Source organism: Candidatus Chloroploca mongolica (assembly GCF_004762035.2).
Taxonomy (GTDB): Bacteria; Chloroflexota; Chloroflexia; order Chloroflexales; family Chloroflexaceae; genus Chloroploca; species Chloroploca mongolica.
This window is the reverse complement of record NZ_SIJK02000037.1, coordinates 25,782-48,537: the sequence shown is the minus strand read 5'-3', so window position 1 is coordinate 48,537 and position 22,756 is coordinate 25,782. Positions and strand designations below refer to the sequence as shown.

Annotated in this window: 40 protein-coding genes; all 40 read left to right on the top strand. The window is 54.8% G+C overall.

The genetic code is table 11. The features are described from left to right. Nucleotides 1-113: 113 nt before the first annotated feature. The 40 genes from rpsJ to fabD all read left to right on the top strand — a co-directional run bounded on the left by rpsJ (nt 114) and on the right by fabD (nt 22,097). Nucleotides 114-422 (top strand): 30S ribosomal protein S10, encoded by a 309-nt coding sequence (gene rpsJ / locus EYB53_RS18090; protein WP_097650758.1) that lies wholly within the window; start codon nt 114-116, stop codon nt 420-422. A gap of 58 nt (nt 423-480) precedes the next feature. Continuing rightward, nucleotides 481-1,110 (top strand): 50S ribosomal protein L3, encoded by a 630-nt coding sequence (rplC, locus tag EYB53_RS18085; RefSeq protein ID WP_135479798.1) that lies wholly within the window; start codon nt 481-483, stop codon nt 1,108-1,110. Between the two features lie 11 nt (nt 1,111-1,121). Continuing rightward, entirely contained in the window at nt 1,122-1,790 is a 669-nt protein-coding gene (gene rplD, locus EYB53_RS18080) for a 50S ribosomal protein L4 (protein WP_135479797.1), read from the top strand. Between the two features lie 2 nt (nt 1,791-1,792). Then, nucleotides 1,793-2,077 carry a 50S ribosomal protein L23 gene (gene rplW / locus EYB53_RS18075; RefSeq protein WP_135479796.1) on the top strand — a complete coding sequence of 95 codons (285 nt, stop codon included), beginning with the start codon at nt 1,793-1,795 and terminating at the stop codon, nt 2,075-2,077. Nucleotides 2,078-2,089: 12 nt separating this feature from the next. Further along, the gene (rplB, locus tag EYB53_RS18070; protein WP_135479795.1) at nt 2,090-2,926 is read left to right on the top strand and encodes a 50S ribosomal protein L2; all 837 of its coding nucleotides are present in this window, start codon (nt 2,090-2,092) and stop codon (nt 2,924-2,926) included. A gap of 20 nt (nt 2,927-2,946) precedes the next feature. After that, complete coding sequence (gene rpsS / locus EYB53_RS18065) at nt 2,947-3,234, top strand: 30S ribosomal protein S19 (RefSeq protein ID WP_097650763.1); 288 nt, start codon at nt 2,947-2,949, stop codon at nt 3,232-3,234. A 93-nt stretch (nt 3,235-3,327) separates the two neighbouring features. After that, on the top strand, nt 3,328-3,669 hold the full coding sequence (gene rplV, locus EYB53_RS18060) for a 50S ribosomal protein L22 (RefSeq protein ID WP_135479801.1): 342 nt from the start codon (nt 3,328-3,330) through the stop codon (nt 3,667-3,669). A 96-nt stretch (nt 3,670-3,765) separates the two neighbouring features. Continuing rightward, nucleotides 3,766-4,512: a 30S ribosomal protein S3 gene (gene rpsC, locus EYB53_RS18055; RefSeq protein WP_135479794.1), complete on the top strand. Its 747-nt coding sequence runs from the start codon at nt 3,766-3,768 to the stop codon at nt 4,510-4,512. After that, on the top strand, nt 4,499-4,942 hold the full coding sequence (gene rplP / locus EYB53_RS18050; protein WP_097650766.1) for a 50S ribosomal protein L16: 444 nt from the start codon (nt 4,499-4,501) through the stop codon (nt 4,940-4,942). Before rpsC ends, rplP begins: the two co-directional genes overlap by 14 nt. Next, entirely contained in the window at nt 4,926-5,126 is a 201-nt protein-coding gene (gene rpmC, locus EYB53_RS18045; protein ID WP_135479793.1) for a 50S ribosomal protein L29, read from the top strand. Before rplP ends, rpmC begins: the two co-directional genes overlap by 17 nt. A 3-nt stretch (nt 5,127-5,129) precedes the next feature. Beyond that, complete coding sequence (gene rpsQ, locus EYB53_RS18040; RefSeq protein ID WP_135479792.1) at nt 5,130-5,402, top strand: 30S ribosomal protein S17; 273 nt, start codon at nt 5,130-5,132, stop codon at nt 5,400-5,402. Nucleotides 5,403-5,407: 5 nt separating this feature from the next. Then, entirely contained in the window at nt 5,408-5,776 is a 369-nt protein-coding gene (rplN, locus tag EYB53_RS18035; RefSeq protein WP_129672363.1) for a 50S ribosomal protein L14, read from the top strand. A 95-nt stretch (nt 5,777-5,871) separates the two neighbouring features. Further along, complete coding sequence (rplX, locus tag EYB53_RS18030) at nt 5,872-6,201, top strand: 50S ribosomal protein L24 (protein ID WP_097650770.1); 330 nt, start codon at nt 5,872-5,874, stop codon at nt 6,199-6,201. 62 nt (nt 6,202-6,263) lie between these two features. Beyond that, a complete protein-coding gene (gene rplE, locus EYB53_RS18025; RefSeq protein ID WP_097650771.1) occupies nt 6,264-6,806 on the top strand; it encodes a 50S ribosomal protein L5 in 543 nt (180 codons plus the stop codon). 51 nt (nt 6,807-6,857) lie between these two features. Beyond that, nucleotides 6,858-7,043 carry a type Z 30S ribosomal protein S14 gene (locus tag EYB53_RS18020; RefSeq protein ID WP_097650772.1) on the top strand — a complete coding sequence of 62 codons (186 nt, stop codon included), beginning with the start codon at nt 6,858-6,860 and terminating at the stop codon, nt 7,041-7,043. Nucleotides 7,044-7,066: 23 nt separating this feature from the next. After that, a complete protein-coding gene (rpsH, locus tag EYB53_RS18015) occupies nt 7,067-7,465 on the top strand; it encodes a 30S ribosomal protein S8 (RefSeq protein ID WP_097650773.1) in 399 nt (132 codons plus the stop codon). Nucleotides 7,466-7,484: 19 nt separating this feature from the next. Beyond that, nucleotides 7,485-8,048, top strand: a complete 564-nt coding sequence (rplF, locus tag EYB53_RS18010; RefSeq protein WP_135479791.1) for a 50S ribosomal protein L6 — start codon at nt 7,485-7,487, stop codon at nt 8,046-8,048. 18 nt (nt 8,049-8,066) lie between these two features. Further along, the gene (rplR, locus tag EYB53_RS18005) at nt 8,067-8,426 is read left to right on the top strand and encodes a 50S ribosomal protein L18 (protein ID WP_097650775.1); all 360 of its coding nucleotides are present in this window, start codon (nt 8,067-8,069) and stop codon (nt 8,424-8,426) included. 32 nt (nt 8,427-8,458) lie between these two features. After that, on the top strand, nt 8,459-9,013 hold the full coding sequence (gene rpsE, locus EYB53_RS18000) for a 30S ribosomal protein S5 (protein ID WP_135479790.1): 555 nt from the start codon (nt 8,459-8,461) through the stop codon (nt 9,011-9,013). Next, on the top strand, nt 9,010-9,207 hold the full coding sequence (rpmD, locus tag EYB53_RS17995) for a 50S ribosomal protein L30 (RefSeq protein WP_097650776.1): 198 nt from the start codon (nt 9,010-9,012) through the stop codon (nt 9,205-9,207). The genes rpsE and rpmD overlap by 4 nt, the downstream gene beginning before the upstream one ends. Then, the gene (gene rplO, locus EYB53_RS17990; protein ID WP_135479789.1) at nt 9,204-9,743 is read left to right on the top strand and encodes a 50S ribosomal protein L15; all 540 of its coding nucleotides are present in this window, start codon (nt 9,204-9,206) and stop codon (nt 9,741-9,743) included. Before rpmD ends, rplO begins: the two co-directional genes overlap by 4 nt. A gap of 28 nt (nt 9,744-9,771) precedes the next feature. Further along, complete coding sequence (gene secY, locus EYB53_RS17985; protein ID WP_135479788.1) at nt 9,772-11,124, top strand: preprotein translocase subunit SecY; 1,353 nt, start codon at nt 9,772-9,774, stop codon at nt 11,122-11,124. 204 nt (nt 11,125-11,328) lie between these two features. Then, nucleotides 11,329-12,009: an adenylate kinase gene (locus tag EYB53_RS17980; RefSeq protein WP_097650779.1), complete on the top strand. Its 681-nt coding sequence runs from the start codon at nt 11,329-11,331 to the stop codon at nt 12,007-12,009. 1 nt (nt 12,010) lies between these two features. Beyond that, nucleotides 12,011-12,232 (top strand): translation initiation factor IF-1, encoded by a 222-nt coding sequence (gene infA / locus EYB53_RS17975; protein WP_044199231.1) that lies wholly within the window; start codon nt 12,011-12,013, stop codon nt 12,230-12,232. 98 nt (nt 12,233-12,330) lie between these two features. Further along, nucleotides 12,331-12,447 carry a 50S ribosomal protein L36 gene (rpmJ, locus tag EYB53_RS17970; protein WP_012258254.1) on the top strand — a complete coding sequence of 39 codons (117 nt, stop codon included), beginning with the start codon at nt 12,331-12,333 and terminating at the stop codon, nt 12,445-12,447. A gap of 131 nt (nt 12,448-12,578) precedes the next feature. Further along, complete coding sequence (gene rpsM / locus EYB53_RS17965) at nt 12,579-12,959, top strand: 30S ribosomal protein S13 (protein ID WP_135479787.1); 381 nt, start codon at nt 12,579-12,581, stop codon at nt 12,957-12,959. A gap of 110 nt (nt 12,960-13,069) precedes the next feature. After that, complete coding sequence (gene rpsK, locus EYB53_RS17960) at nt 13,070-13,483, top strand: 30S ribosomal protein S11 (protein WP_097650781.1); 414 nt, start codon at nt 13,070-13,072, stop codon at nt 13,481-13,483. Between the two features lie 175 nt (nt 13,484-13,658). Beyond that, a complete protein-coding gene (rpsD, locus tag EYB53_RS17955; protein WP_135479786.1) occupies nt 13,659-14,279 on the top strand; it encodes a 30S ribosomal protein S4 in 621 nt (206 codons plus the stop codon). Between the two features lie 181 nt (nt 14,280-14,460). Continuing rightward, on the top strand, nt 14,461-15,414 hold the full coding sequence (locus EYB53_RS17950; RefSeq protein ID WP_135479785.1) for a DNA-directed RNA polymerase subunit alpha: 954 nt from the start codon (nt 14,461-14,463) through the stop codon (nt 15,412-15,414). A 56-nt stretch (nt 15,415-15,470) separates the two neighbouring features. Next, nucleotides 15,471-15,821 carry a 50S ribosomal protein L17 gene (gene rplQ / locus EYB53_RS17945; RefSeq protein ID WP_129672380.1) on the top strand — a complete coding sequence of 117 codons (351 nt, stop codon included), beginning with the start codon at nt 15,471-15,473 and terminating at the stop codon, nt 15,819-15,821. Then, the gene (gene truA, locus EYB53_RS17940; protein ID WP_135479784.1) at nt 15,821-16,603 is read left to right on the top strand and encodes a tRNA pseudouridine(38-40) synthase TruA; all 783 of its coding nucleotides are present in this window, start codon (nt 15,821-15,823) and stop codon (nt 16,601-16,603) included. The genes rplQ and truA overlap by 1 nt, the downstream gene beginning before the upstream one ends. A gap of 30 nt (nt 16,604-16,633) precedes the next feature. After that, nucleotides 16,634-17,071 (top strand): 50S ribosomal protein L13, encoded by a 438-nt coding sequence (gene rplM / locus EYB53_RS17935; RefSeq protein ID WP_135479783.1) that lies wholly within the window; start codon nt 16,634-16,636, stop codon nt 17,069-17,071. Nucleotides 17,072-17,085: 14 nt separating this feature from the next. Continuing rightward, the gene (gene rpsI / locus EYB53_RS17930) at nt 17,086-17,484 is read left to right on the top strand and encodes a 30S ribosomal protein S9 (RefSeq protein ID WP_135479782.1); all 399 of its coding nucleotides are present in this window, start codon (nt 17,086-17,088) and stop codon (nt 17,482-17,484) included. Between the two features lie 68 nt (nt 17,485-17,552). Beyond that, entirely contained in the window at nt 17,553-18,164 is a 612-nt protein-coding gene (gene rsmD / locus EYB53_RS17925) for a 16S rRNA (guanine(966)-N(2))-methyltransferase RsmD (protein WP_135479781.1), read from the top strand. 45 nt (nt 18,165-18,209) lie between these two features. Further along, nucleotides 18,210-18,695, top strand: a complete 486-nt coding sequence (coaD, locus tag EYB53_RS17920) for a pantetheine-phosphate adenylyltransferase (RefSeq protein WP_097650789.1) — start codon at nt 18,210-18,212, stop codon at nt 18,693-18,695. Further along, nucleotides 18,692-19,135 (top strand): hypothetical protein, encoded by a 444-nt coding sequence (locus tag EYB53_RS17915; protein ID WP_135479780.1) that lies wholly within the window; start codon nt 18,692-18,694, stop codon nt 19,133-19,135. The genes coaD and EYB53_RS17915 overlap by 4 nt, the downstream gene beginning before the upstream one ends. Before the next feature lie 70 nt (nt 19,136-19,205). After that, nucleotides 19,206-19,763, top strand: a complete 558-nt coding sequence (locus tag EYB53_RS17910; RefSeq protein ID WP_135479779.1) for a YceD family protein — start codon at nt 19,206-19,208, stop codon at nt 19,761-19,763. A 12-nt stretch (nt 19,764-19,775) separates the two neighbouring features. After that, the gene (rpmF, locus tag EYB53_RS17905; protein WP_135479778.1) at nt 19,776-19,964 is read left to right on the top strand and encodes a 50S ribosomal protein L32; all 189 of its coding nucleotides are present in this window, start codon (nt 19,776-19,778) and stop codon (nt 19,962-19,964) included. A gap of 20 nt (nt 19,965-19,984) precedes the next feature. Further along, a complete protein-coding gene (locus tag EYB53_RS17900; RefSeq protein ID WP_135479777.1) occupies nt 19,985-20,989 on the top strand; it encodes a beta-ketoacyl-ACP synthase III in 1,005 nt (334 codons plus the stop codon). Nucleotides 20,990-21,134: 145 nt separating this feature from the next. Beyond that, entirely contained in the window at nt 21,135-22,097 is a 963-nt protein-coding gene (fabD, locus tag EYB53_RS17895; protein WP_135479776.1) for an ACP S-malonyltransferase, read from the top strand. Nucleotides 22,098-22,756: the final 659 nt, after the last annotated feature.

Sequence of the window (22,756 nt, the reverse complement as noted above, 5' to 3'; positions counted from 1 at the left end):
CCGTGAGGGTGGACGCACCGTCGGCTCGGGTGTTGTCACCAAGATCATAGCGTAAAGGGTACGTACCCTGGGTAGGTTACACTCGCTAGCGTAGTGTTTTATAGAGGAACACCATGGCCAAACAGAAGGTGCGTATTCGCCTCAAGGCATACGACCACAAAATCCTGGATCAGTCGGCACGCCAGATTGTTGACGCTGCCGAACGGACTGGTGCGTTGGTCGCCGGCCCTGTGCCGTTGCCAACCCGCATCGAGAAGTATAGTGTGATGCGTTCACCGTTTATCGATAAAGACTCGCAGGAACAGTTTGAAATTCGTACGCATAAACGCTTAATCGACGTGCTCGATCCGAGTCAGCAGACGATTAATGCGTTGATGAAACTCAATCTGCCCGCTGGTGTTGATATCGAGATCAAACTGTAGTTGTAACTGAAAGAAAAGGCAGCCGCTGCGCAACGACGTAAGCTGCGGAGGTAGCAGTATGGTTCATGGAATGTTGGGTCGCAAGGTGGGGATGATGCAGGTCTTCACCGAAAAAGGGGAGGTTGTCCCTGTTACGGTGATTAACGCTGGGCCTTGCGTTGTGACACAGGTACGCGTAGCTGAACGCGATGGCTACGATGCAGTGCAGATCGGCTTTGAAGAAGTTCCAGCTCGTAAGTTGACCAGGCCTCGGCAGGGTCACTTGAAGCCGGCTGGTGTCCTGCTCCGCATTTTGCGTGAATTCAGTGCCGATCACCCACAAGACCATAAGCCTGGCGATGTTATCAAAGTTGATCTCTTCCAGCCCGGTCAGAAGGTTGATATTGCGGGTAATTCCAAGGGGCGCGGTTTTGCCGGTGTTGTCAAACGCCACGGCTTCCGCGGTGGCCCCAAGACCCACGGACAGAGTGACCGCCATCGTGCCCCGGGTTCGATTGGTGCCGGCACGACCCCCGGTCGGGTCTGGAAGGGGCAGAAGATGGCCGGTCGTATGGGTGGCAAACGGGTGATGGTTCAGAATCTCGAAGTGGTTGATGTGCTGCCCGAGAAAAACCTCATCCTGGTCAAGGGCTCTGTCCCTGGTGCCCGCAACGGCCTGTTGCAGATCCGCAAGGCAGTGAAGGGCTAAGGGGGAACAAAATGCAGGCAGAGTTGTATAACCAGTCAGGTGAGCAGATCGGGACGATCGAGCTCAACACGTATATCTTTGGCGTTGAGCCAAATGTGGCGTTGATGCATCAGTACGTGGTGATGCAGCACGCGAATGCTCGCCTTGGGACACATAATACGCGTGGACGTAGTGAAGTCAGAGGCAGTACCCGCAAGCTCTATCGCCAGAAGGGTACCGGTCGTGCACGCCAGGGTTCGGCACGTGCCCCCCATCGCACCGGTGGTGGCGTTGCCCACGGCCCGCACCCGCGCTCCTATCGGCTCAATATGCCCCGCAAGATGCGTCGGCTCGCCGTGCGCTCCGCTCTTTCGGTCAAATACGCGGCAGCTCAGATCCGTTTTGTTGACGACCTGAGTTTCGAGCGTCCACGTACCAAAGATGCGATTGCGTTTCTCAACGCACACGGACTGGAGGGTAAAACCCTGATCGTGCTCGATAGCAAGAGTGAGCAGAATATGATTGTCCGCCGTTCGGCGAGCAATCTTCCCAAAGTTGGAACCCTGCTCGCCAGTTATCTCAATGTGCGCGATCTTCTGCACTACGATAATATTGTGATGCCGCAAGCCGCGTTGACCGTGGTGGAAAGCATCCTGGGTAATGGCACCGGCGCGGCGGCGGCGGTGAGCGAGGAGGAGTAGCGATGCCAACGCCGCACGAAATTATTGTGCGCCCTCTCATCACTGAGAAGAATACGGGCCTTATGGAGTATGGCAAGTATTCGTTTGAGGTGCTCCGTGGTTCTTCGAAACCGGAGATTAAGAACGCGGTCGAGACAATCTTCAATGTCACCGTGCTGAAAGTTCATACCATGGCGGTGCGTGGCAAGATGAAGCGCCGTGGTCGTGAGTCTGGCTATACCCGCGATTGGAAAAAAGCGATTGTCACGCTCGCTCCGGGTGATCGTATCGAGATCTTCGAGAGCTAACGGAGGAGATCTATGGGTGTGCGCAAATATAAACCAACCTCGGCAGGTCGCCGGAATATGTCAGTCTCAACCTTTGATGAACTGACGAAGAAGCGCCCTGAACCAGGTTTGATCGAGCCCCTGCGTAAACGCGCTGGGCGAAATAATCGGGGGCGCATTACGGTGCGCCATCGTGGCGGTGGACACAAGCGCTTTTATCGCATTATTGATTTCAAGCGCAATAAGGTTGGTATTCCTGGCAAGGTTCAGGCGCTCGAGTACGATCCTAATCGCTCGGCTCGCATTGCTCTGGTTGCCTATGTCGATGGCGAAAAACGCTATATCATCGCTCCAGTTGGCCTGAAGGTCGGCGATCAGGTGATGAGTGGTCCCAGTGCTGATATCCGAGTGGGCAATGCGCTGCCGTTGAGTGCTATTCCCCTTGGTACGCAGATCCATAATGTCGAACTCGAAATCGGCCGCGGCGGGGTGCTGGTGCGGAGTGCCGGTACGTCGGCTCAGTTGATGGCAAAAGAGGGCGATTATGCCACGTTGCGGATGCCTTCGGGTGAAATGCGGATGATCCACGTCCGCTGTATGGCGACGATTGGCCAGGTTGGCAACCCCGATCACCAGAATGTCCGCATTGGTAAAGCTGGACGTTCGCGCTGGCTCGGCCGTCGCCCAACCGTCCGCGGTACGGTGATGAACCCCCGTGACCATCCCCACGGTGGTGGTGAGGGCCGCGCACCAATTGGAATGAGTACGCCAAAGACCAAATGGGGCAAGCCAGCCCGTGGGGTCAAAACCCGCAATAACAAGCGCAGTGATCCCTTCATTGTGCGTCGGCGCAAGCCAAATCGTGGCTAAGGTAGTGATGGAGGAGTGTTATGTCCCGTTCGTCCAAGAAGGGGCCGTACGTAGATATTAAACTGCTTGAGCGGATCGAGGGCATGAACCGCGCGAACGAAAAGCGGGTGTTGCGCACCTGGTCGCGTGACTCGACCGTCTTTCCGCAGATGATTGGACACACGATCGCAGTGCATGATGGCCGCCGCCATGTGCCGGTCTATGTCACCGAAAATATGGTTGGCCATAAGCTTGGTGAGTTTGCCCCCACCCGCCTCTTTCGTGGTCACGGTGGCAAGAAGGCTGATAAGCGCGGTAAGATGAAGTAGGCTAGGCCACAGCAAGCCGTTCGGCTTCCTGTGGTACAATGGACGGGTTTGTGCCTCGTGCTGCCCGTGCCTGGAGTACAAACGAGTACAATGATGGAAGTCAAAGCTGTTACCCGTTATGTGCGCATCTCGCCGCTCAAAGTCCGTCTGGTGATGGATGTCGTGCGTGGGATGCCCGTGGATAAAGCCCTGGCAACGCTCAATTATATGCCCCAAAAGGCGGCACGTGAGGTCGCTCGTACGATTAAGTCGGCTGCCGCCAACGCTGAGCATAATTTTGATCTTGATCGCGATACCCTCACGATCAAACAGATTTATGCCGATCAGGGGCCTGTGCTCAAGCGCTTTATGCCTCGTGCCCGCGGTATGGCAAATCAGATTCGTAAGCCGACGACCCATATTACGGTGATCGTTGATGATGGATCTGAGTACTAAGAGCCTTTCCGGGATCATCGTCTCGGCTAGCCTGGTGGCTCACGACAAGTAGGTGGCCCGGATTGATGCGAAGTACCAGAAGTGAGGAGGTCCTCGTTGGGACGTAAAGTGCATCCGATAGGCTTTCGCCTCGGTTATATCAAAGATTGGCAGTCCAAGTGGTTTGCCGAGGGCGACATGTATACGGCGCAACTTCACGATGACCTTGCCCTCCGCAAGTTGATCGCGAAGGAGTTGGCGAATGCCGGGGTTTCGCGGATTGAGATCGAGCGCTCGGCCAATAAGGTCGAGGTGACAGTCTATACCGCTAAACCAGGGATTGTGATTGGGAAACGTGGGGCAAATGTTGATCTGCTCAAGAGTACGCTTGAACAGCGCACAGGCAAAAAGATTAAGCTGAATATTCAAGAAATCCATCAGCCTGAACTGGATGCCCAGCTTGTTGCCGAAAGCATTGGTGAGCAGATTAGCAAGCGTGTCAGTTATAAGCGTGCAATGAAGCAGGCTGTGCAACGGGCGATGCGCCTCGGCGCTCAGGGTGTGCGTATCAAGTGCTCGGGTCGCCTCGGCGGTGCCGAGATGTCGCGCATCCAGAGTGAGAGCGAAGGTCGGGTGCCCCGCCATACCCTGCGCGCTGATATTGATTACGCTCAGGTTCATGCCCATACGACGTATGGACGCATCGGCGTCAAGGTCTGGATCTATAAGGGCGAGGTCTTTCCTGATCAGCTTGCGAAGCTCCAGGCTGAACAACAACTTGCAGCTTCGAGCCAGCCCGAGCGCAGTGAGCGCAGTGAGCGCGGTGAGCGCCGTCCGAGGAGGGGTGATAATGCTTCTGCCTAAGCGTACGAAATATCGCAAGATGCAAAAAGGCCGCAGCGAAGGTCTCTCCTATCGCGGCAATAGCGTTGCGTTTGGTGATTATGGGCTCATGGCGCTTGAGCCAGTCTGGATTACCAGTCGCCAGATCGAGGCGGCCCGTCGTGCAATTACTGGTTATGTGAAGCGTGGCGGTAAGGTCTGGATTCGGATCTTTCCCGATAAGCCCGTTACCCAGAAACCTGCCGAGACCCGTATGGGTGGTGGCAAGGGGAGTGTTGATCACTGGGTGGCTGTGGTCAAACCAGGACGTGTGATGTTTGAATTGGCGGGTGTCCGCGAAGATATTGCCCTTGAGGCGATGCGCCGCGCTGCCCAGAAATTGCCGATTAAGTGCAAAGTCATTACACGTGATGAAGTTGAAGCGGAGGTGAGCAGTGAAGAGAGCGAGTGAACTGCGTAGCCTCGAGGACCCTGAATTGCGCGATCAGCTCAAGGCAAATCTTGAAGAGTTGTTCAATCTGCGCTTTCAGAAGGTCATGGGGCGAATGACCAATACCGCTCGCCCGCGCCAGGTCAAAAAAGAGATCGCACGGATCAAGACCGTCTTGCGTGAGCGAGAGTTGGAGCAGGAGTAGGCGATGAGCGATTTGGTACAGCAAGGCCCACGCAAAGTCCAAAAGATTGGCCGGGTCGTGAGCGATAAGATGGAAAAAACAGTGGTGGTGGCCGTCGATTATCTTAAGCCCCATCCCCTCTATCGCAAAATTATTCGGAAAACCAGTAAGTTTCACGCCCACGATGAAGAGAATGCGTGTAAAGTGGGCGATCTGGTGCGGATTGAAGAGACTCGACCCCTCAGTCGTACGAAACGGTGGATGGTCGTCGAGATTATGCAACGTGGCGAGGAGTAACTGCTATGATCCAGCCTCAGTCACGCCTGAAGGTGGCCGATAATACCGGGGCCAAGCAGATTATGTGCATCCGTGTGCTCGGAGGCTCATGGGTGAAGTATGGGCGTGTTGGCGATGTCATTGTCGCTAGTGTGAAGCAAGCCGCACCCGGTGGATCGGTTAAAAAAGGCGAAGTTGTACGGGCCGTGATTATCCGTACCGCGAAAGAGTTTGGGCGCTCTGATGGTTCGCATATCCGCTTTGATGATAATGCGGCCGTGATTATTGGGAAAGAGAATAATCCTCGCGGTACCCGTATTTTTGGCCCGGTGGCACGTGAACTGCGCGAAAAACAGTTTATGCGCATTATTTCCCTGGCCCCTGAGGTGCTCTGAAAGACGTGTGACCCGCGTCTTGTACCGCCGCTCCAAGCGGCAAGGTGCTGCGCAGTTCCTACGGTAACTGGGCCACCTAACCAGGAGAATGTCTTATGCATGTCAAGACCGGAGATGAAGTCCTGATCATCACGGGCAAAGATAAGGGCCGCAGCGGTAAAATTAAACGGATGTTTCCGTCTGAGGGCCGTGTGGTGGTTGAGGGGCTCAATATCGTGAAACGGCATACCAAAGCTCGTGGCCCCGGTAAGCCCGCTGGCATTATTGATATTGAGGCGTCCCTCGATATGTCGAATGTGATGCTCATTTGCCCTAGCTGCAAGCGTGCTTCACGCACTGGGTACCGCTTTCTCGAAGAGACTGACCATAAAGGTCGGCCCCGTAAGGTTCGTTTCTGTAAGGCGTGTGACGCGACCATTGATTAGGACGTTTATCAGGGCCGGAGTCGTCTCGTGGTTCGATGCCTCCAAGCCCCTGGAGATGTAGTATGACCGTTCGTTTGCGCGAGAAGTATCAGCAAGAGGTTGTCCCCGCGCTGATGCAAGAATTTAAGTTTACGTCAGTGATGCAGGCACCCCGGCTCACCAAGATTGTGATCAATATTGGTGTCGGTGAGGCGGTGCAAAATTCTAAGGCGCTTGATGCCGCCGTGAATGATCTGACGATCATTACCGCTCAGAAACCCGTGATTACCCGGGCGCGTAAGTCCGTTGCTTCGTTTAAGCTCCGTGAAGGAATGCCCATTGGGGTGATGGTGACGATTCGCGGGAATCGGATGTATGACTTCTATGATCGTTTGGTTAATCTGGCCCTGCCCCGCATTCGTGATTTTCGTGGGGTGAGCCGCCGTTCCTTTGATGGCCGTGGTAACTATAGCCTCGGCCTCCGTGAGCAAATCGTGTTCCCTGATATCGACTACGATAAGATTGATAAGCTCCGTGGCATGGAGGTAGTCATTGTGACGACTGCCCCTGATGATGCTCAGGCCTATGCCTTGCTCAAGCGCCTCGGAATGCCATTTCGTGATTAGTCTGGACCAGGAGCAAAGGCTTACCAGTCCAACGGTTTAGGAGGAAATACCTTGGCGAAGACGTCCTGGATCGTTCGTTCAGAACGCCCACAAAAATACAAGGTGCGTGAGTATAACCGCTGTAAGGTATGTGGTCGCTCGCGCGGCTATATGCGTAAGTTCGGCATGTGTCGCATCTGCTTCCGTGAACATGCGCTCAAGGGCATGATTCCGGGTGTGGTCAAGTCGAGCTGGTAATAGCATCTGTGAGGAGGCTCGCTGTGAGCGTGAACGATCCCATTGGTGATATGCTGACTCGTATCCGTAATGCCTGTATGGCTCGTAAGACGGTCGTTGATGTTCCGGCATCAAAGATGAAAATTGCGATTGCGGATATTCTCAAGCATGAGGGTTTTATCAAAGATTACACCGTGATCGAGGGGACTCCGTATCATACGATCTCGATTACGCTGAAGTATATGCCGGATCGGCGCCCGGCTATAACTGGCCTGCGCCGGGTGAGTAAGCCGGGTTTGCGGATCTATACCGGTCGTGATGAAATTCCGCGTGTCCGTGGTGGCCTGGGTCTCAGTATTCTCTCGACACCCAAGGGGGTGCTCGCTGGTCACGACGCCTGGCGCGAGCGCGTGGGCGGTGAGGTGCTCTGCTATATCTGGTAGAGCCTACAGGGAGGCTACAATGTCGCGAATTGGAAAAAAACCAGTTACCCTTCCCAAGGGTGTGGACGTGCAGATTGCTGAGGGGAATTTGGTGACGGTGAAGGGTTCGAAAGGAACCCTCACCCAGCAATTGCATCCCGATATGATTATTGTGCAGGAAAATGGTGAGTTGACGGTGCAACGGCCCTCTGATACTAAGTTGCACAAGTCGCTCCACGGTCTGACGCGTACGCTGATCGCGAATATGGTGGTCGGTGTAACTGATGGCTGGCAGCGTGCCCTCGAGATTAATGGCGTTGGCTATCGGGCGGTGCTCGAGGGCCAGACGCTGGTGCTCAGCCTGGGCTTTTCACACCAGGTGCGTCGTGAGCCGCCACCAAATGTGCAGTATGTCGTTGGTGAGCGTAAGAGCGCGAATGAGCCGCTCGGGTTGATCGTTCGAGGGATCGATAAGCAGGTTGTTGGGGAAGAGGCATCCCGCATTCGAGCGCTCCGTCCACCTGAACCCTATAAGGGTAAGGGTGTGAAGTATGCCGAAGAGAAGGTGCGTCGTAAGGCTGGTAAGGCTGGTAAAGCACGGTAGTGCAAGGAAGATAGACGTATGGCAAGGCGATCTCCCCGTGAGTTGCGTGTCCGGCGCCACTTTCGCCTGCGAAAGCGGGTCAGTGGTACTCCGGAACGCCCACGGCTCAATGTTTTTCGCAGCAATGCCCATATCTATGCCCAGGTGATTGATGATGTCGTAGGGCAGACCCTGGCTGCTGCATCATCGAATGAAAAGGGTTGGGCGGGCGAAGTAGGAACCAAGACCGATGAGGCCGCTGTGGTGGGCCGGCTTGTCGCCGAGCGCGCTATCGCAGCTGGGGTCTCGAAGGTGGTCTTTGACCGCGGTGGCTATAAATATCACGGTCGTGTGAAGGCGCTCGCTGAGGCGGCGCGTGAAGCTGGCCTGAACTTCTAATGGCCCCCAAGGGCCACACGTGCGGAGGCAATGTGAGACGAGAACGTATTAACGCCGATGCCCTTGAGCTCGAAGAGCGGGTTGTCCAGATCAATCGTGTTTCCAAAGTGGTCAAGGGCGGTCGCCGCTTTAGCTTTAGCACCGTGGTGGTGGTGGGCGATGGCAAGGGCCACGTGGGTGTCGGTATGGGGAAGGCGTCTGAGGTTCCTGAAGCTATCCGCAAGGGAACTGAGGCCGCCAAGAAGAATCTGATCCGTGTCCCACTTGTGGGGAGTACGGTGCCCCACGATGTGCAGACGAAATATGCCGCAACCAAGGTGATGATCCGCCCGGCTGCCCCCGGTACCGGGGTGATCGCCGGACGTGGGGTTCGCCCGGTCGTTGAGGCCGCCGGGATCAAGGATGTGCTCTCCAAGGTCTATGGCAGCAATAATCCGGTGAATGTGGTCAAGGCTGCGTTCCAGGCCCTCAGTGAGCTCAGTTCGCTCAGTGATATGGCCCGACGCCGCGATATGACGCCGCAAGAGTTGATCGCACGCCGTACTCGCCGGGAGTCTGCGCCAGTCAAGGAGGAGACGTCGGCATGAGTAAGCTGCGTATCACGTATCGCAAAAGTATGATTGGTTACGCTAAAGACCAGAAAGAGACGATTCGTTCGCTTGGTCTGCGGCGCCTTGGCCAGTCAACAATTAAACCCGATAATCCGTCGATCCGGGGCATGATCTTTAAGGTCAGGCACCTTGTGGTCGTTGAGGAATTACCTGATGAGGTGACAGCATGAAGCTGCACGATCTGCACCCCGCCGAGGGCTCACACCGCAAAAGCAAACGCATCGGTCGCGGTCATGGCTCGGGCAAAGGCAAGACGAGCGGCAAAGGTATGATGGGTCAGAAAGCCCGCCGTGGCCCTGGTCCCTATCGTACCTTTGAAGGTGGGCAAAATCGCCTCGTGAAGCGAATGCCTTTCCGTCGCGGTTTTACTAATATTTTCGGAATCGAGTACGAAATTGTTAATCTCGATCGCCTGGCGGCATGGCCCCAGGACGTTGAGGTGACTCCTGAAGCGCTGCTCGAACGGCGCGTCGTCCGTAAGAAGAATCTTCCTGTCAAGGTGCTTGGTCAGGGTGAGCTTGCGTTGCCCTTGACGGTCAAGGCACATAAATTTTCGGCCAGTGCCAAAGCGAAGATCGAAGCTGCTGGCGGCACCGTGGTTGAGTTGCCATGGGTCGTTGAACGTCACTCGCGCTCACGAGGGCCAAACCCTTCGATGCGCAATGCCGAGCCGCGTGAGTCCAAACGCATGCGCGAGCAGGCTTGATTTCTTCATACTAAGGGATACATAACCAATGCTCCAGGCTCTTGTTCGCGCCATTCAGTTGCCCGATCTGCGAAGACGTGTTCTCTTTACCCTGGGAATGCTGATCGTCTTTCGCTTCATCGCGCATATCCCGGTGCCGAATATTAATCCTGACTCGCTCCAGCAGTTGCGTGATGCGCTGGCTTCGAACCAGTTGGCGCAGTTGCTCAATATCTTTGCGGGTGGGGCGCTGCAGAATTTCTCGGTCGCGGCTATGGGGGTCTATCCCTATATTACCGCTACGATTATTATGCAGTTGCTCCAACCACTCATTCCTGCGCTTCAGGAGTTGCAAAAAGAGGGTGAGCAGGGTCGCCAGCGTTTGACCCGGTATCAGGTTATTTTGACCATTCCACTCGCGTTTTTGCAGGCCTATGGTCAGACCCTGACCCTCGAACGAACGATTAATCCGACGGGTGATCCTTTTCAGTCGCTCTTTCGCTCGCCTTTTGATCTGGTCAATAACTTTTTTCCTACCTTTACGATCCTGGTTTCGATGGTCGCAGGGACAATGTTGCTGGTCTGGCTCGGTGAGCAGATTAATGAGCGTGGCATCGGGCAGGGCATTTCGGTGATTATCTTCGGTGGCATTGTTTCTGGTTTGCCAGGACTCCTGGTGCAGGGCTGGCAGATTAGCTCCACTGGTGATGTGGGGACGATCCTGGGGCTGATTGGGTTCCTGGTGATTGGGTTGGTGACGATTGTGGGCATTATCTTGATCCAGGAGGGTCAACGCCGCCTGCCTGTCCAGTATGCGAAACGTGTCCGTGGCAATAAAGTTTACGGTGGGCAGAGTAGCCATATTCCGCTGAAGGTCAATATGGCTGGAATGATCCCGCTTATCTTTGCCCAGAGCATTATTATCTTCCCGGGGATCGTTGCTTCCTGGTTCTACCGTGAAGGTGAACCTGGCATTGGCAACGCCATTGCGGGCTTCTTTTATAATACCTTTAACCCGACAGGGGTGGGTGGTGGCTTTGTCTATATCTCGTTGCTTTTCCTGCTGACAGTGGGCTTTACCTACTTTTATACGATGGTGCTTTTTCAACAGCAGGATATTCCCGATAATCTGCAGCGCAACGGAGGGTTCATTCCGGGTATTCGCCCAGGGAAAAATACCGAGATCTATCTCAAGCGGGTGTTGAACCGGATCACCCTTGCCGGTGCGCTCTTCCTTGGTTTGATTGCTGTCTTGCCCTTTATTACACAGTCGGTGACCGGGCTACAACTCGGTCTGGGCAGTACCGCACTTCTCATTGTCGTGGGTGTGGCTGTGGATACAATGCGCCAGCTCGAATCGCAGTTGATAATGCGTGACTATGAGGGTTTCTTGAGCCGGTAGATGTGGAAGGTGGCGCGGGCGCTGCTCGCCTCCACCTTCTGCACCTCATTGTATCGGAGCAGCTTACAATATGGTAGTATCAGGGCTGATGTCTGGCAATGGTGCCCTGAGATCGACCTGCAAAGTAGCCTTCTCAGGCTGAGAATCAACCGTATGGGTTGCGCCGATGGGTGTTGCAATCTACTGAGCGAAAAGAGAGTTGTTATGACTACCAACGTAATCTTGCTAGGGCCTCCAGGAGCAGGGAAAGGCACACAGGCAAAAACGCTTGCGGAACGTACCTCATTGTCTCATGTTGCCAGTGGCGATCTCTTTCGGGCTGCCCTGCGTGAAGGTACCGAGCTCGGCATGCTTGCCAAGTCATATATGGATCGCGGCGAGTTGGTTCCTGATGAGGTGGTCATTAATATGATCCTTGAGCGTATTCAGGCGCCTGATTGTCTGGCCGGGGTCATCTTTGATGGCTTTCCTCGTACGCGTGAACAAGCCGTGGCCCTCGGAGAGTCGCTCGCAGCCCACGATGGCAAAATAGATGCCGTGCTCTACCTTAGTGTGCCCAATGAGGTGCTCCTCCGCCGGATAGCTGGTCGTCAGACTTGCAAAACCTGTGGGGCTACGTATAATATCTACTACTTCCCGTCCCATCGGCCGGGAATTTGTGATGCCTGTGGTGGCAAACTCTATCAGCGGAGCGATGACTCGATGGAGACGGCGCAGCATCGTCTTGATGTCTATTTTGAACAGACGATGCCTTTGATTGAGTATTACCAGCGCCAGGGTATTTTGCACGAAATTGATGGTCAACGTGAAATTACCTGGGTAAATGAAGAAATGCTGAAGGCTTTGAGCCAGTATCTGGTCACATCGCCTCAGCCAGAGGAGTGATATGTCAAAAAAGAAGGATGTGATCGAAATGGAGGGCACTATTACGGAGCCGCTGCCCAATGCGATGTTCCGTGTAGAGCTTGAGAATGGACATGAGGTGCTTGCCCATATTTCGGGCAAAATGCGCATGAACTATATACGTATTCTGAAGGGCGATCGGGTGCTTGTTGAGCTTTCACCATATGATCTAACCCGTGGACGTATTACATATCGTTACAAATAGGGCGTAAGCGATGGTGTGGTTTTCGGGAGTATCCACTGCCGGAAGCCATATCAATATGAAAAAAATCGCTCGGGTGAGATGTGAACAAGGAGGCTATTGTGAAAGTACGCGCTTCAGTAAAGCCTCGCTGTGAATATTGCAAGGTAATCAAGCGTAAGGGTGTGATCCGTGTGATCTGCTCACGTACGCCCAAGCATAAACAGCGTCAGGGCTAAGGTACACACATGGGAAGGATCGGGCTGGTTGATCCAAGCCAGCCACGGCTTCGTACACGAGGATAACACGTGGTTTCTCGTATCCGTGCTTGACTAGAAGCCGGGTAAGGTTCCAGGAGGACGAAAAGTTCATGGCACGAATCGCCGGGGTTGATATCCCCCGCAACAAGAAGGTTGGCATCTCGATTACCTATATCTATGGGATCGGGCGCTCGAATGGCGCCGATGTTTTGCGTAAAGCAAATGTCAATCCTGATGCGCGGGTACGCGATCTGACCGAAGAAGAAGTCGGTCGTATCCGTGAAGTGGTTGATCGTGAGTATCGCGTCGAGGGTGACCTGCGCCGTGAGGTGCAACTCAATATCAAGCGTTTGATGGATATCGGCTGCTATCGTGGCCTCCGTCATCGCCGTGGGATGCCTTTGCGCGGTCAGCGTACCCGTACCAATGCCCGTACGCGCCGTGGCCGTAAGGGACAGGCCATTGGGATCAAGAAGAAGGTCAAGAAGTAAACGCGATCCGACAACTTTTGTGGGCACAGGTTGGTGCAATGCACCTGGCCTGTGTTCGTGTGTGTTGAAAAAGCTCAAGGTAGTCAGTCAGTTAGGTAAGGAGAGCGAACATGCCCCCAAAGGGACAGAAGAGTGGAGCAGCAAGTCGGCAGCGCGGCAAGCGTCGTGAACGCAAAAATGTGCCCCGTGGCCAGGCACACGTGCTGAGCACTTTTAATAATACGATTGTCACGATCACTGATCCACAGGGTGCAGTGATTTGTTGGGCTAGCGCCGGGCAGTCAGGCTTCAAGGGTTCACGCAAGAGTACTCCCTATGCAGCCCAGGTGACCGCCGATACCGCAGCCCGCAAGGCGATGGAAAATGGGATGCGTTCACTTGAAGTTTTCGTCAAAGGTCCTGGTTCTGGGCGTGAGGCAGCAATCCGGTCGCTCCAATCGGCTGGTTTGCAGGTCTCATCGATTACTGATGTGACGCCGATTCCGCACAATGGGTGTCGTCCACCCAAGCGGCGGCGTGTGTAGTGATCGTGGACATTGGTGTGATCCGGCGAGATGTTGTGCGGACGGTACCGCAGGGTTGTTGGCCCTGGCGCCCCCCGCGCTGACAGAAAGCGCCCTTCTCGTCGTACTGGTAGGAATAGTTGTTGTTTTTGGGGCAGCGTTTGGCTGTCTACGTCTATGGAGGTTGTAAGCAGGTATGGCGCGTTATCATGGACCGGTCGGCAAGGTTAGCCGACGACTTGGCATTGGTATTACCGAAAAAGGTCAGCGCATTCTGAATAAGCGCCCCTTTCCCCCTGGACAACACGGCCCGTCGGCTCGGCGCCGTCAGGTCTCTGACTATGGGTTGCAGTTGCTTGAAAAGCAAAAGGCAAAATATATTTATGGCGTGCTAGAACGGCAGTTCCGCCGCACGTTTGAACAGGCTTCGCGGCGCAGTGGCGTGACAGGTGAGTACCTGCTCAGCTTACTCGAGCGTCGTCTTGATAATGTGGTCTATCGCCTTGGCTTGGCCACGACTCGTGCTCAGGCCCGCCAACTTGTGTCCCACGGGCATATTATGGTTGATGGCCGGAAGACGAATATTCCCTCGTATACGGTCAAGATTGGGCAGACGATTTCGATTCGCCCCGAGAGTCGCCGTCGAACCTATTTTAAGAATCTGGTTGATAGTGGTGAACTAAATAAGTATCGGGCTCCTGAATGGCTGCGCCTTGATCCTGCTGAAATGACGGGGACGATTGTTTCGTTACCCCGCCGTGAAGATGCAGAGGCTGGCATTAATGAGCAGTTGATCGTTGAGTTCTACAGCCGCTAGACCAGCGCGATGGATGTCGGCTGGCGAGACGGTAGCTGTGGGTGCCTTATGCCAGGATGGTTATTCGTGTTCAGAGGGCGAAGTGTCGCTTGCTGTTGCGGTGATCTTCTGGTTGTGCCTGATGCTGGTAAGCCGTGCCAACCCCGGCTTCTGTCTGCGACTGCTATAAAGGAGGCGTGACGTGCTTGACATCGCCATGCCCAAGATCGAGGTTGTGCAGACGGCCGAGAACTACGGGCAGTTTCGAATCGAGCCCCTTGACCCAGGCTATGGTCATACGCTCGGCAATGCATTGCGACGAGTCTTGCTCTCGTCTATCCCAGGATATGCGATCACCAGAATTAAGCTTGCAGGCGCGTTTCAAGAGTTTGCAGTGCTTGAGGGTGTCAGAGAAGATGTGACCGAGTTTGTCTTGAATGTCAAAGGGGTGCGTCTCCGTGTCCATGGTCATCAGCCGGTCAAGCTTCAGTTGAGTCGCCACGGTGCGGGATATGTGACCGCCGGCGATTTGATTATTCCTGAGAATGTAGAGTTGATCAACCCTGATCACTACCTCTGCACGCTTGAAACAGATGATGCTCGCTTTGAGGTGGAGATGACGGTGGAACAGGGGCGTGGCTATCTTGCTGCTGATCAGCGTGAGATTGTACCGCTCGGTGAAATGCCTGTTGATGCGATCTTTACGCCTGTGCCACGAGTCATCTATACGGTAGAGAATACTCGTATTGGGCAGGCAACCGACTTTGATCGTCTGCTGCTTGAAGTTTGGACCGATGGGACGATCAAACCTGGGGATGCCTTGAGCTATGCGGCCCGCGTTTTGGTACACTATAGCCAGACCGTGGCTGATTTTAATCGGCTGGGGGCTGAACCCGAGCCTCAGTTGGCACCGAGTGGGCTCACTATTCCGGCGGATGTGTATGATAAAACCATTGAGGAACTGGATCTTTCGACCCGTACCTATAATTGTCTGAAACGTGCCGAAATTACACGGGTTGGCCAGGTTCTGCAAATGGATGAAAAAGCGCTGCTTTCGGTACGAAATCTCGGCCAGAAATCAATGGAAGAGATTCGCGATCGCTTGATCGAACGTGGGTATATTCCACGGCTGACGACAGCCCTGGATGGAGTGTAAGTGCAGGGCAATGAGTGGCCGCAAGGTTGCTGATTGCGCTGGTGAGGATATAAGGTATGCGACACCGACACGCTGGTAAGTTGCTCGGCCGTTCGTATGAGCACCGCAAGGCGCTCTATCGCAATTTGATGATTGCACTGATCGAGCATCGCAAGATTACAACCACCCTCGCTAAGGCGAAGGCAGTTCAGCCCGAGATGGAAAAATTGATTACGCTGGCCCGTGAGGATACCCCTCATACGCGGCGGATGGCCTTGTCGAAGCTGTCAAGCAAAGATGCCATGCGTAAGCTTTTTACCTTTGCGCCTCTCGACTATGCGGATCGTAATGGGGGCTATACCCGCATTACCAAGCTCGGCCCCCGCCTTGGTGATGGGGCACCGATGGCAGTTATTGAGTTGATCTGATGCGAAATATTGCGCTACTGCTCGCCTATGATGGCACTGACTTTATTGGCTCGCAGTGGCAAAATCAGGGCCGCTCGGTACAGGGTGCCCTGGAAGAAGCATGGGAGGCTCTGACTCAGGAACAGAAACGGATAACCCTTTCGGGCCGCACTGATGCCGGTGTGCATGCTTATGGTCAGGTGGCAAGTATCCGGAGCACGACCCGTCATCCTCCCTCGACGATTGTCCGTGGCTTGAATGCCAGGCTGCCCGAGGATCTGCGGGTACAGGATGCTTGTGAGGTTACGCCTGATTTTCATGCTCGTCATAGCGCAATCAGGCGCGACTATCGTTATCTGATTGATGCGAGTATCGTGCCTCTGCCCGCCTTGCGTCATATGGTGTTGCATGTGGAAGGACGTCTTGATCTGGCGCACATGGCTGAGGCGCTGCAGATTTTGGAAGGGACGCACGATTTTGCGGCCTTTACCGTTCAGTCACCTGACCAGAAACGTACGGTTCGCACGATGCATTCCGCCAGATTGACCGAGATCGAATTGCTGGGCCGCCGTTTGATTGCGCTTGAGGTAGCCGCAAATGCGTTTTTACAGCATATGGTGCGGGTGATCGTCGGCACAGTGCTGTTGGTGGGGCGGGGACGAATGACGGTGAGTGCGTTTCAGCAGGTGCTCGAACGCGGCGAACGTAAAGCGGCAGGGCCAACCGCTGCGGCCCACGGGCTCACCTTGATGGCGGTACACTATCCGCCCGGCCTGGTGCGCTGGGAGAGTAGACAGGCGTGAGCCTCTCACGAGCAATAAGGATTGGAAACAGTGAAAACATATCATCAGAAAGACTCTGAAATCCAGCGTGATTGGTATGTCGTTGATGCGACCGACCAGGTGCTGGGGCGTTTCGCAACGCAGATTGCGACGTTGTTGCGCGGCAAGCATAAGCCAACCTATACACCCTCCAATGATGGTGGGGATTTTGTCGTGGTTGTCAATTGCGAAAAGATCAAAATCATGGGCCGTAAGGCCGACCAGAAGGTCTATTATCGTCATACCGGCTATCCTGGGGGGCTGAAAGTCACCCCCTACCGGATGATGCTGGCCAAGCATCCGGATCGTATTTTGCGTACTGCTGTGAAGGGTATGCTGCCGAAAAATCGTATGGGTCGCCGCCTGCTTGGCAAGTTACGTATCTATGCTGGCCCGAACCATCCGCACGCCGCTCAGCAACCCAAGATCTGGACGCCCCGTTATAGCTAAGGAGAGCTCGCCCTATGGAGGCTAAACGCTACTATCAAGGAACCGGACGACGTAAGACGTCGGTGGCGCGTGTGCGCCTCTTCCCTGGCAATGGGGAGATCGTAGTCAATAATAAGACACCCGAAGACTATTTTGGCCCTCGTGATCTGTTGCAGCACGAGATTCGTTCGCCACTGCAATTGACTGAGATGCTGTCGAGTTTCAATGTCCTGGTGAAGATTCATGGTGGCGGTGTCCACAGTCAGGCTGGCGCAATGCGCCACGGGATTGCACGGGCCTTGCTTGATCATGATCCTGAATTGCGCCCGGTGTTGAAAAAAGCAGGCTTCCTGACGCGCGATCCGCGCGTGAAAGAGCGCAAGAAGCCTGGTCTCAAGCGTGCCCGTAAGGCTCCGCAGTATACCAAGCGGTAGCAATGTTCCTGTGCTGGCAAATAAGAGCGCACAAGGCTCTTGTTTGCCAGTACCAGGCGAGAAACCTGATGCGAGTAATCACAGGTCGCGCCAAAGGCCATAAACTCAAAGCCCCGAAAGGCATGGGTACGCGCCCGATGCTTGACCGGGTCAAAGAGTCGCTTTTTTCGGTGCTTGAAGGGTATCGTCCGATTCGTGGACGGGTGCTTGACCTGTATGCTGGTACCGGATCGCTCGGGATCGAGCTCCTCTCGCGTGGGGCAAGTTTTGCTGACTTCGTTGAACAGAATCCTCATGTCTGTTCGATTATTCGGAGTAACCTTGCTCATACCCGACTTGATGCTTTTGCCCGAGTGCATCATATGCCAGTCGAACGGTTTCTTCAGGCCCATCGTGGCAATGCAGCCTATGACTATATCGTGATGGATCCACCCTATGCTGACCCGATGATTGAGCAGACAATCGCGACAATTGCGACAGGGGCCTTTGGATGTCCTGATATGCTGCTGGTTGTTGGGCATTCGCCACGGGTGGAACTGGCCGAACAATATGCCGACGTGACACGGATCAAATTTCGTCGCCTCGGTGATTCTTGCTTTTCCATCTATGCGTTTGGCGAAGAGGAAGCACAGGCTGAAGGGTTGACAACCGAAGAGGTAGCGTGCCCCACGGTACTATAGTCGCGAAGCAGTGGGGACGCGTCGCGAAGGAGAGCCAGGCCTGTCATGCGTATTGCAGTCTATCCCGGTAGTTTTGATCCTGTCACGTATGCCCATCTTGAGATTGCCGAGCGTACGTGCCGCATCTTTGACCGCGTTGTGATGGCGGTCTTTGATCAGCCAAAGAAGAACCTGCTCTTTTCAACCGAAGAGCGCCTGGCCCTCTTGCGCGCATCGCTGACTGATTTGCCGCAGGTTGAGGCGACATCCTACACCGGATTGACCGTTGATTTCGCTCGTTCGATTGGGGCGATTGCGCTGGTGCGCGGGCTGCGGACAGTCAGTGACTTCGAGGTTGAATATAATATGGCGCAATTGAACCAGACACTTGATGCAGAGATCGAAGTGGTGGTTTTGATGGCTAGTCGTCAGTTTGCCCATATTAGCTCGAGTGCGGTTCGTGAAATCGCTGGACTCGGGCGAGACCCGGTCGAGTTTGTCCCGCCACATATTATTCCCGTGTTGCGGCAGAAGTTTGCACAAAGGGGGTGACAGCCATCGAGCTTGATGATTTAATCGACGAGCTGGAGGATGCCCTCGCCGAAGGTCGCCGGGTACCGTTTAGCACACGGCTCCTGGTTGATGAAGAGCGTATTCTCGATATCATTGATCGTATGCGTGTGGCGATTCCTGAGGAACAGAAGCGTGCGCGCCGGATTGTGCAAGAACAGGAACGCCTGATTGCCGAGGCTCAGATGCGCGTGCAACAAGTGCTTGAAGAGCGCGGTCTGCTCGAGGCAGTGGAGAATGAGCGGAGCCGGTTGCTTGAGGCAGCCGAGTATGAGGCCACTCTGGTGCGTGCCGGGGCTGATGACTATGCTCGCCAGGTGCTCGAAGAACTTGATGAGCGTCTGACTCGTCTGGTGACAAGTGTGCGCAATGGCCTCTCGACTCTTGGCACGCGGCCCACCGATGCGGATCACGAAGCTTGACAGGCAAGCCTTCTCTCGCCTATAATGCAGTGTTTGTAGCGCTCTGTTGCATTGCTGCGCTTGTGTTGCCATGACTGACCTGAAATTTAATGTTGCGCAACTGCTCCGTGAAGAGATGGGATCGCGCCGGGATTATACCTTTACTGAAGCGGCCTTGGCGCTTGATGAGCAGTTGACCTTGCGTGACATCAGAGGCACCGTTCGTTTTACCCGCACGGCGACAGGTGTGTGGGCGAGGGTGCATGCCGAGGGGGTTGTTCAGCTTCTGTGCGTTCGTTCACTGGAAGAGTTTGAATACCCGGTCACGGTTGAATTTGCCGATCAATTCCATTCGGTGATAGATATCTTCTCTGGGGGGGGCTTGTCGGCCCCGATTGAAGAAGATCCGTTCTTTCTCAATGAGTTGCATATGGCCGATATCGGCGAAGCGCTCCGTGAGTATACCTTGCTTGCGTTGCCGCTCAATCCGGTCAGTCCAGCCTATCGCGATCGACCTATCCAGTATACGGTGCAGTCTGATGGGCTTGAAGCTGATACCGAAGTTGACGTGGGTGAGGGTGAAGAGACTGAAGTTTCGCTTGAGGCTTTGAAGGCCTGGGCTGAACGCCATAATCGTAAGAATAAGTAGGAGAGCAGAGAGATGGGTGCAGTTCCAAAACGAAAAGTGTCGCGCCATCGCCGTGGCAATCGTCGCCAGCATCTGGCCCTGACGCCACCAGTGATCGTGACGTGTCCGACTTGTGGTAAACCAATGCGAGCTCATTACACCTGTAAAGCCTGTGGTACATACAAAGGCCGTCAGGTTGTGGTGATGCCCCAGCCAGAATAGGCTGACTGGTGACACTCTCTATGCCACGTTATGCGGCAATTACTGGCTGGGGCCTGGCCGTCCCGCGTCGGGTTGTGACCAATGCTGAGCTTGCTCGGCAGATGGACACTTCTGATGAGTGGATTCAGAGCAGAACAGGGATTGCTCAGCGCTATGTTGCCAGTAGTGATGAGCCGACCTCAATGTTAGCGGCGGCAGCTGGTCGTCATGCCCTGGCGCAAGCCGGTGTGTTACCTGCGGCCGTTGATACGGTTATTGTCGCGACGTGTACGCCTGATCGTCCCTTTCCCGCTACTGCGTGCAGTGTTCAGCGTCTGCTTGAGATTCCTCGGGCCGGGGCGTTTGATCTTGCCGCTGCGTGTAGCGGGTTTGTGTATGGCTTGAGTGTTGGTTCCAGCCTTGTGCAAAGCGGGATGAGCCGGACGCTCTTGCTCGTCGGGGCCGATATTTTTACCCATCTAATCAACTGGCAGGATCGTAATACAAGTGTCTTGTTTGGTGATGGGGCCGGGGCTGTGGTGCTGCAGGCGACTGAGCAACCCCTGGGGTTGCTTGCCTCAAACGTAGGCTCGTGGGGTGACGGCGAAACCATGATGGCCGTAGATGCTGGTGGGACGCTGCTGCCTGCGACACCCGAATTACTGGCACAGGGACGCCAGTATGTCTATATGAACGGGCGCGAAATCTTCAAGCACGCTGTCCGTGGTATGTGTGAGTCGTCAGAGCGTGCTCTTGCCGATGCTGGTATCACGCTCGATGAGATCGCCCTGGTGGTGCCACATCAGGCCAATGTACGCATTATTGAAGCGGTGGCAAAACGGTTAGGCTTGCCAATGGAACGCTGTTTTGTCAATCTGGATCGTTATGGCAATACATCAGCTGCTTCTGTCCCGATTGCACTCAGCGAGGCGGCCCAGCAGGGGCGCATTGTTCCAGGTGATCTCGTGTTGCTGACTGCTTTTGGCGGCGGGTTAACATGGGGGTCGGCTGTGATACGCTGGGGTAGCCCGACACACCGTGGTTGAGGCGGGATTATTCGCAGGCATTGTTTGACGATCCGAAACGCAATGACGCAAAGTTGTCAGTCCAGTGTGCTTACGCCCACGGTCTGAACCTTTGCGTTTTTGTGTGTGGGTCACCAAAACCTATGAAAGGTGCAGTGGCATCTCTATGACACAGGCATGGATTTTTCCGGGGCAGGGCTCACAAATAGTGGGAATGGGGCGGGATCTCTATGATCAATCGCCTGCGGCGCGGGCAGTCTTTGATGAGGCTGATGATGTGCTTGGGTTCGCACTGAGTCGTCTCTGTTTCGAGGGTCCTGAGAATGTATTAATGGCGACCGAGAATGCACAGCCAGCCCTGCTCACGATGAGTACGGCCGTGTTGCGGTCGCTCGAAGAAGCTCGGGGTATGGCGCTACCGCCGCCAGCTGCTGTGGCCGGGCATAGTCTTGGGGAATATTCCGCCCTGGTTGCAGGTGGGGCGCTCGATTTTGCCGATGCAGTTCGCCTGGTGCGGCAGCGTGGTGAACTGATGGCCCAGGCCCGTGATGGGAGCATGGCTGCGGTGATTGGGTTGCCTGAAGACGATCTCGACCAGGTTTGCCGGGAAGTGAGTGCGTCGCTTGCCGATCATCCTGAACCGGTACGGACGATTGTGGTTGCCAACTATAACGCACCTGACCAGTTGGTGATCAGTGGCAGCACCCTCGCCGTTGAGCAGGCCTCGATCCTGGCAAAGATTCGTGGGGCCAAGCGCGTGTTGCCGCTGCGGGTCAGTGCCGCCTTTCATTCGCCCTTGATGCGTCATGCTGCTGATGGCATGGCATGGGCAATTCGTTCGGTGGGTGTACGTGATCTGCGCATCCCATTGATTGCCAATGTTACGGCTGAGCCGCTGCTCAAGGCGGACGAGGTGCGTTACGAAGCCGTTGCTCAGGTGGTGGCCCCGGTACGCTGGATTGCGTCGGTACAGCGCATGGTGCAGGATGGCGTCTCAGCCTTTCTTGAGTTGGGCCCGGGCAAAGCACTTACCGGGCTTGTCCGGCGGATCGCTCCCAACACCCGGTTGATCAACCTCAGCACGAGTGATGATGTCCGTGCCTTTGCCCTTGACCGCGAGTCGGACTGAAAGCGCAGCGCCGTTCTTGTCATAGACGTGTGACGGCAAAAGCCGGAGGGACTTCCTCCGGCTTTGCACTGAATTAACAAGCTTTGTATTTCACGTAACGACCGATACCAAAAGTTCCAACGTGCGTGCAAGATCCGAGAGACTCCAACGTACGTTCAGCTTACCGAGCTTCCGTCATACGTACAAGTTCCCCTAGAAATACACCCTTCGTTCAGTTCCCTTCTGATTGCCGACGTGCAAACCCAACCTTACTTGATGCCTCAAGGGTATGTGATCGACCCGTTGAGTAGCTTAAACTTATCTACTTATCTCTAGCAGACCCTGGGCTGCTCCACCATCTGCAGGAACTAGAAGCATTCCTACTGGCTAGCTTTTGCTTGCGGGTATGGCTCATATCTATGCGTGGGTTTACTTTCTGTACCACACGGCCTGAGCTTTGCCACGAGAGGCAACCATTGCACGCGCAGAGCATCTGATCACTCAGTCAGCGATCCAGCGCTTGTCTGTCAGTCTCCCTATGATAACACCCAGTGCTTATCATATTTCCCCTGACGTACGCAACCCCCTCAAAAAACCTTTTTCTTTACAACGAGAGGATAGCGCTTGTGCATTTGTTGCACGTTTTCGATTGTTTATGTACTCTGGTTTCGAACTGTTCC

Excerpts from the sequence above, each read along its gene's own strand:
- rplB (WP_135479795.1), top strand. The coding sequence starts at position 2,090 with ATGGGTGTGCGCAAATATAAACCAACCTCGGCAGGTCGCCGGAATATG.
- rpsJ (WP_097650758.1), top strand. The coding sequence starts at position 114 with ATGGCCAAACAGAAGGTGCGTATTCGCCTCAAGGCATACGACCACAAA.
- rplV (WP_135479801.1), top strand. The coding sequence starts at position 3,328 with ATGGAAGTCAAAGCTGTTACCCGTTATGTGCGCATCTCGCCGCTCAAA.
- rplP (WP_097650766.1), top strand. The coding sequence starts at position 4,499 with ATGCTTCTGCCTAAGCGTACGAAATATCGCAAGATGCAAAAAGGCCGC.
- rplR (WP_097650775.1), top strand. The coding sequence starts at position 8,067 with ATGGCAAGGCGATCTCCCCGTGAGTTGCGTGTCCGGCGCCACTTTCGC.
- rplW (WP_135479796.1), top strand. The coding sequence starts at position 1,793 with ATGCCAACGCCGCACGAAATTATTGTGCGCCCTCTCATCACTGAGAAG.
- rplD (WP_135479797.1), top strand. The coding sequence starts at position 1,122 with ATGCAGGCAGAGTTGTATAACCAGTCAGGTGAGCAGATCGGGACGATC.
- rplE (WP_097650771.1), top strand. The coding sequence starts at position 6,264 with ATGACCGTTCGTTTGCGCGAGAAGTATCAGCAAGAGGTTGTCCCCGCG.
- rpmD (WP_097650776.1), top strand. The coding sequence starts at position 9,010 with ATGAGTAAGCTGCGTATCACGTATCGCAAAAGTATGATTGGTTACGCT.
- rpsK (WP_097650781.1), top strand. The coding sequence starts at position 13,070 with ATGCCCCCAAAGGGACAGAAGAGTGGAGCAGCAAGTCGGCAGCGCGGC.
- truA (WP_135479784.1), top strand. The coding sequence starts at position 15,821 with ATGCGAAATATTGCGCTACTGCTCGCCTATGATGGCACTGACTTTATT.
- EYB53_RS17980 (WP_097650779.1), top strand. The coding sequence starts at position 11,329 with ATGACTACCAACGTAATCTTGCTAGGGCCTCCAGGAGCAGGGAAAGGC.
- rsmD (WP_135479781.1), top strand. The coding sequence starts at position 17,553 with ATGCGAGTAATCACAGGTCGCGCCAAAGGCCATAAACTCAAAGCCCCG.
- rpsQ (WP_135479792.1), top strand. The coding sequence starts at position 5,130 with ATGAGCGATTTGGTACAGCAAGGCCCACGCAAAGTCCAAAAGATTGGC.
- fabD (WP_135479776.1), top strand. The coding sequence starts at position 21,135 with ATGACACAGGCATGGATTTTTCCGGGGCAGGGCTCACAAATAGTGGGA.
- rpsM (WP_135479787.1), top strand. The coding sequence starts at position 12,579 with ATGGCACGAATCGCCGGGGTTGATATCCCCCGCAACAAGAAGGTTGGC.
- rplF (WP_135479791.1), top strand. The coding sequence starts at position 7,485 with ATGTCGCGAATTGGAAAAAAACCAGTTACCCTTCCCAAGGGTGTGGAC.
- secY (WP_135479788.1), top strand. The coding sequence starts at position 9,772 with ATGCTCCAGGCTCTTGTTCGCGCCATTCAGTTGCCCGATCTGCGAAGA.
- coaD (WP_097650789.1), top strand. The coding sequence starts at position 18,210 with ATGCGTATTGCAGTCTATCCCGGTAGTTTTGATCCTGTCACGTATGCC.
- EYB53_RS17900 (WP_135479777.1), top strand. The coding sequence starts at position 19,985 with ATGCCACGTTATGCGGCAATTACTGGCTGGGGCCTGGCCGTCCCGCGT.
- rpsD (WP_135479786.1), top strand. The coding sequence starts at position 13,659 with ATGGCGCGTTATCATGGACCGGTCGGCAAGGTTAGCCGACGACTTGGC.
- rplC (WP_135479798.1), top strand. The coding sequence starts at position 481 with ATGGTTCATGGAATGTTGGGTCGCAAGGTGGGGATGATGCAGGTCTTC.
- rplX (WP_097650770.1), top strand. The coding sequence starts at position 5,872 with ATGCATGTCAAGACCGGAGATGAAGTCCTGATCATCACGGGCAAAGAT.
- rpsS (WP_097650763.1), top strand. The coding sequence starts at position 2,947 with ATGTCCCGTTCGTCCAAGAAGGGGCCGTACGTAGATATTAAACTGCTT.
- rplQ (WP_129672380.1), top strand. The coding sequence starts at position 15,471 with ATGCGACACCGACACGCTGGTAAGTTGCTCGGCCGTTCGTATGAGCAC.
- rplO (WP_135479789.1), top strand. The coding sequence starts at position 9,204 with ATGAAGCTGCACGATCTGCACCCCGCCGAGGGCTCACACCGCAAAAGC.
- rpmF (WP_135479778.1), top strand. The coding sequence starts at position 19,776 with ATGGGTGCAGTTCCAAAACGAAAAGTGTCGCGCCATCGCCGTGGCAAT.
- rpsI (WP_135479782.1), top strand. The coding sequence starts at position 17,086 with ATGGAGGCTAAACGCTACTATCAAGGAACCGGACGACGTAAGACGTCG.
- rplN (WP_129672363.1), top strand. The coding sequence starts at position 5,408 with ATGATCCAGCCTCAGTCACGCCTGAAGGTGGCCGATAATACCGGGGCC.
- infA (WP_044199231.1), top strand. The coding sequence starts at position 12,011 with ATGTCAAAAAAGAAGGATGTGATCGAAATGGAGGGCACTATTACGGAG.
- EYB53_RS17910 (WP_135479779.1), top strand. The coding sequence starts at position 19,206 with ATGACTGACCTGAAATTTAATGTTGCGCAACTGCTCCGTGAAGAGATG.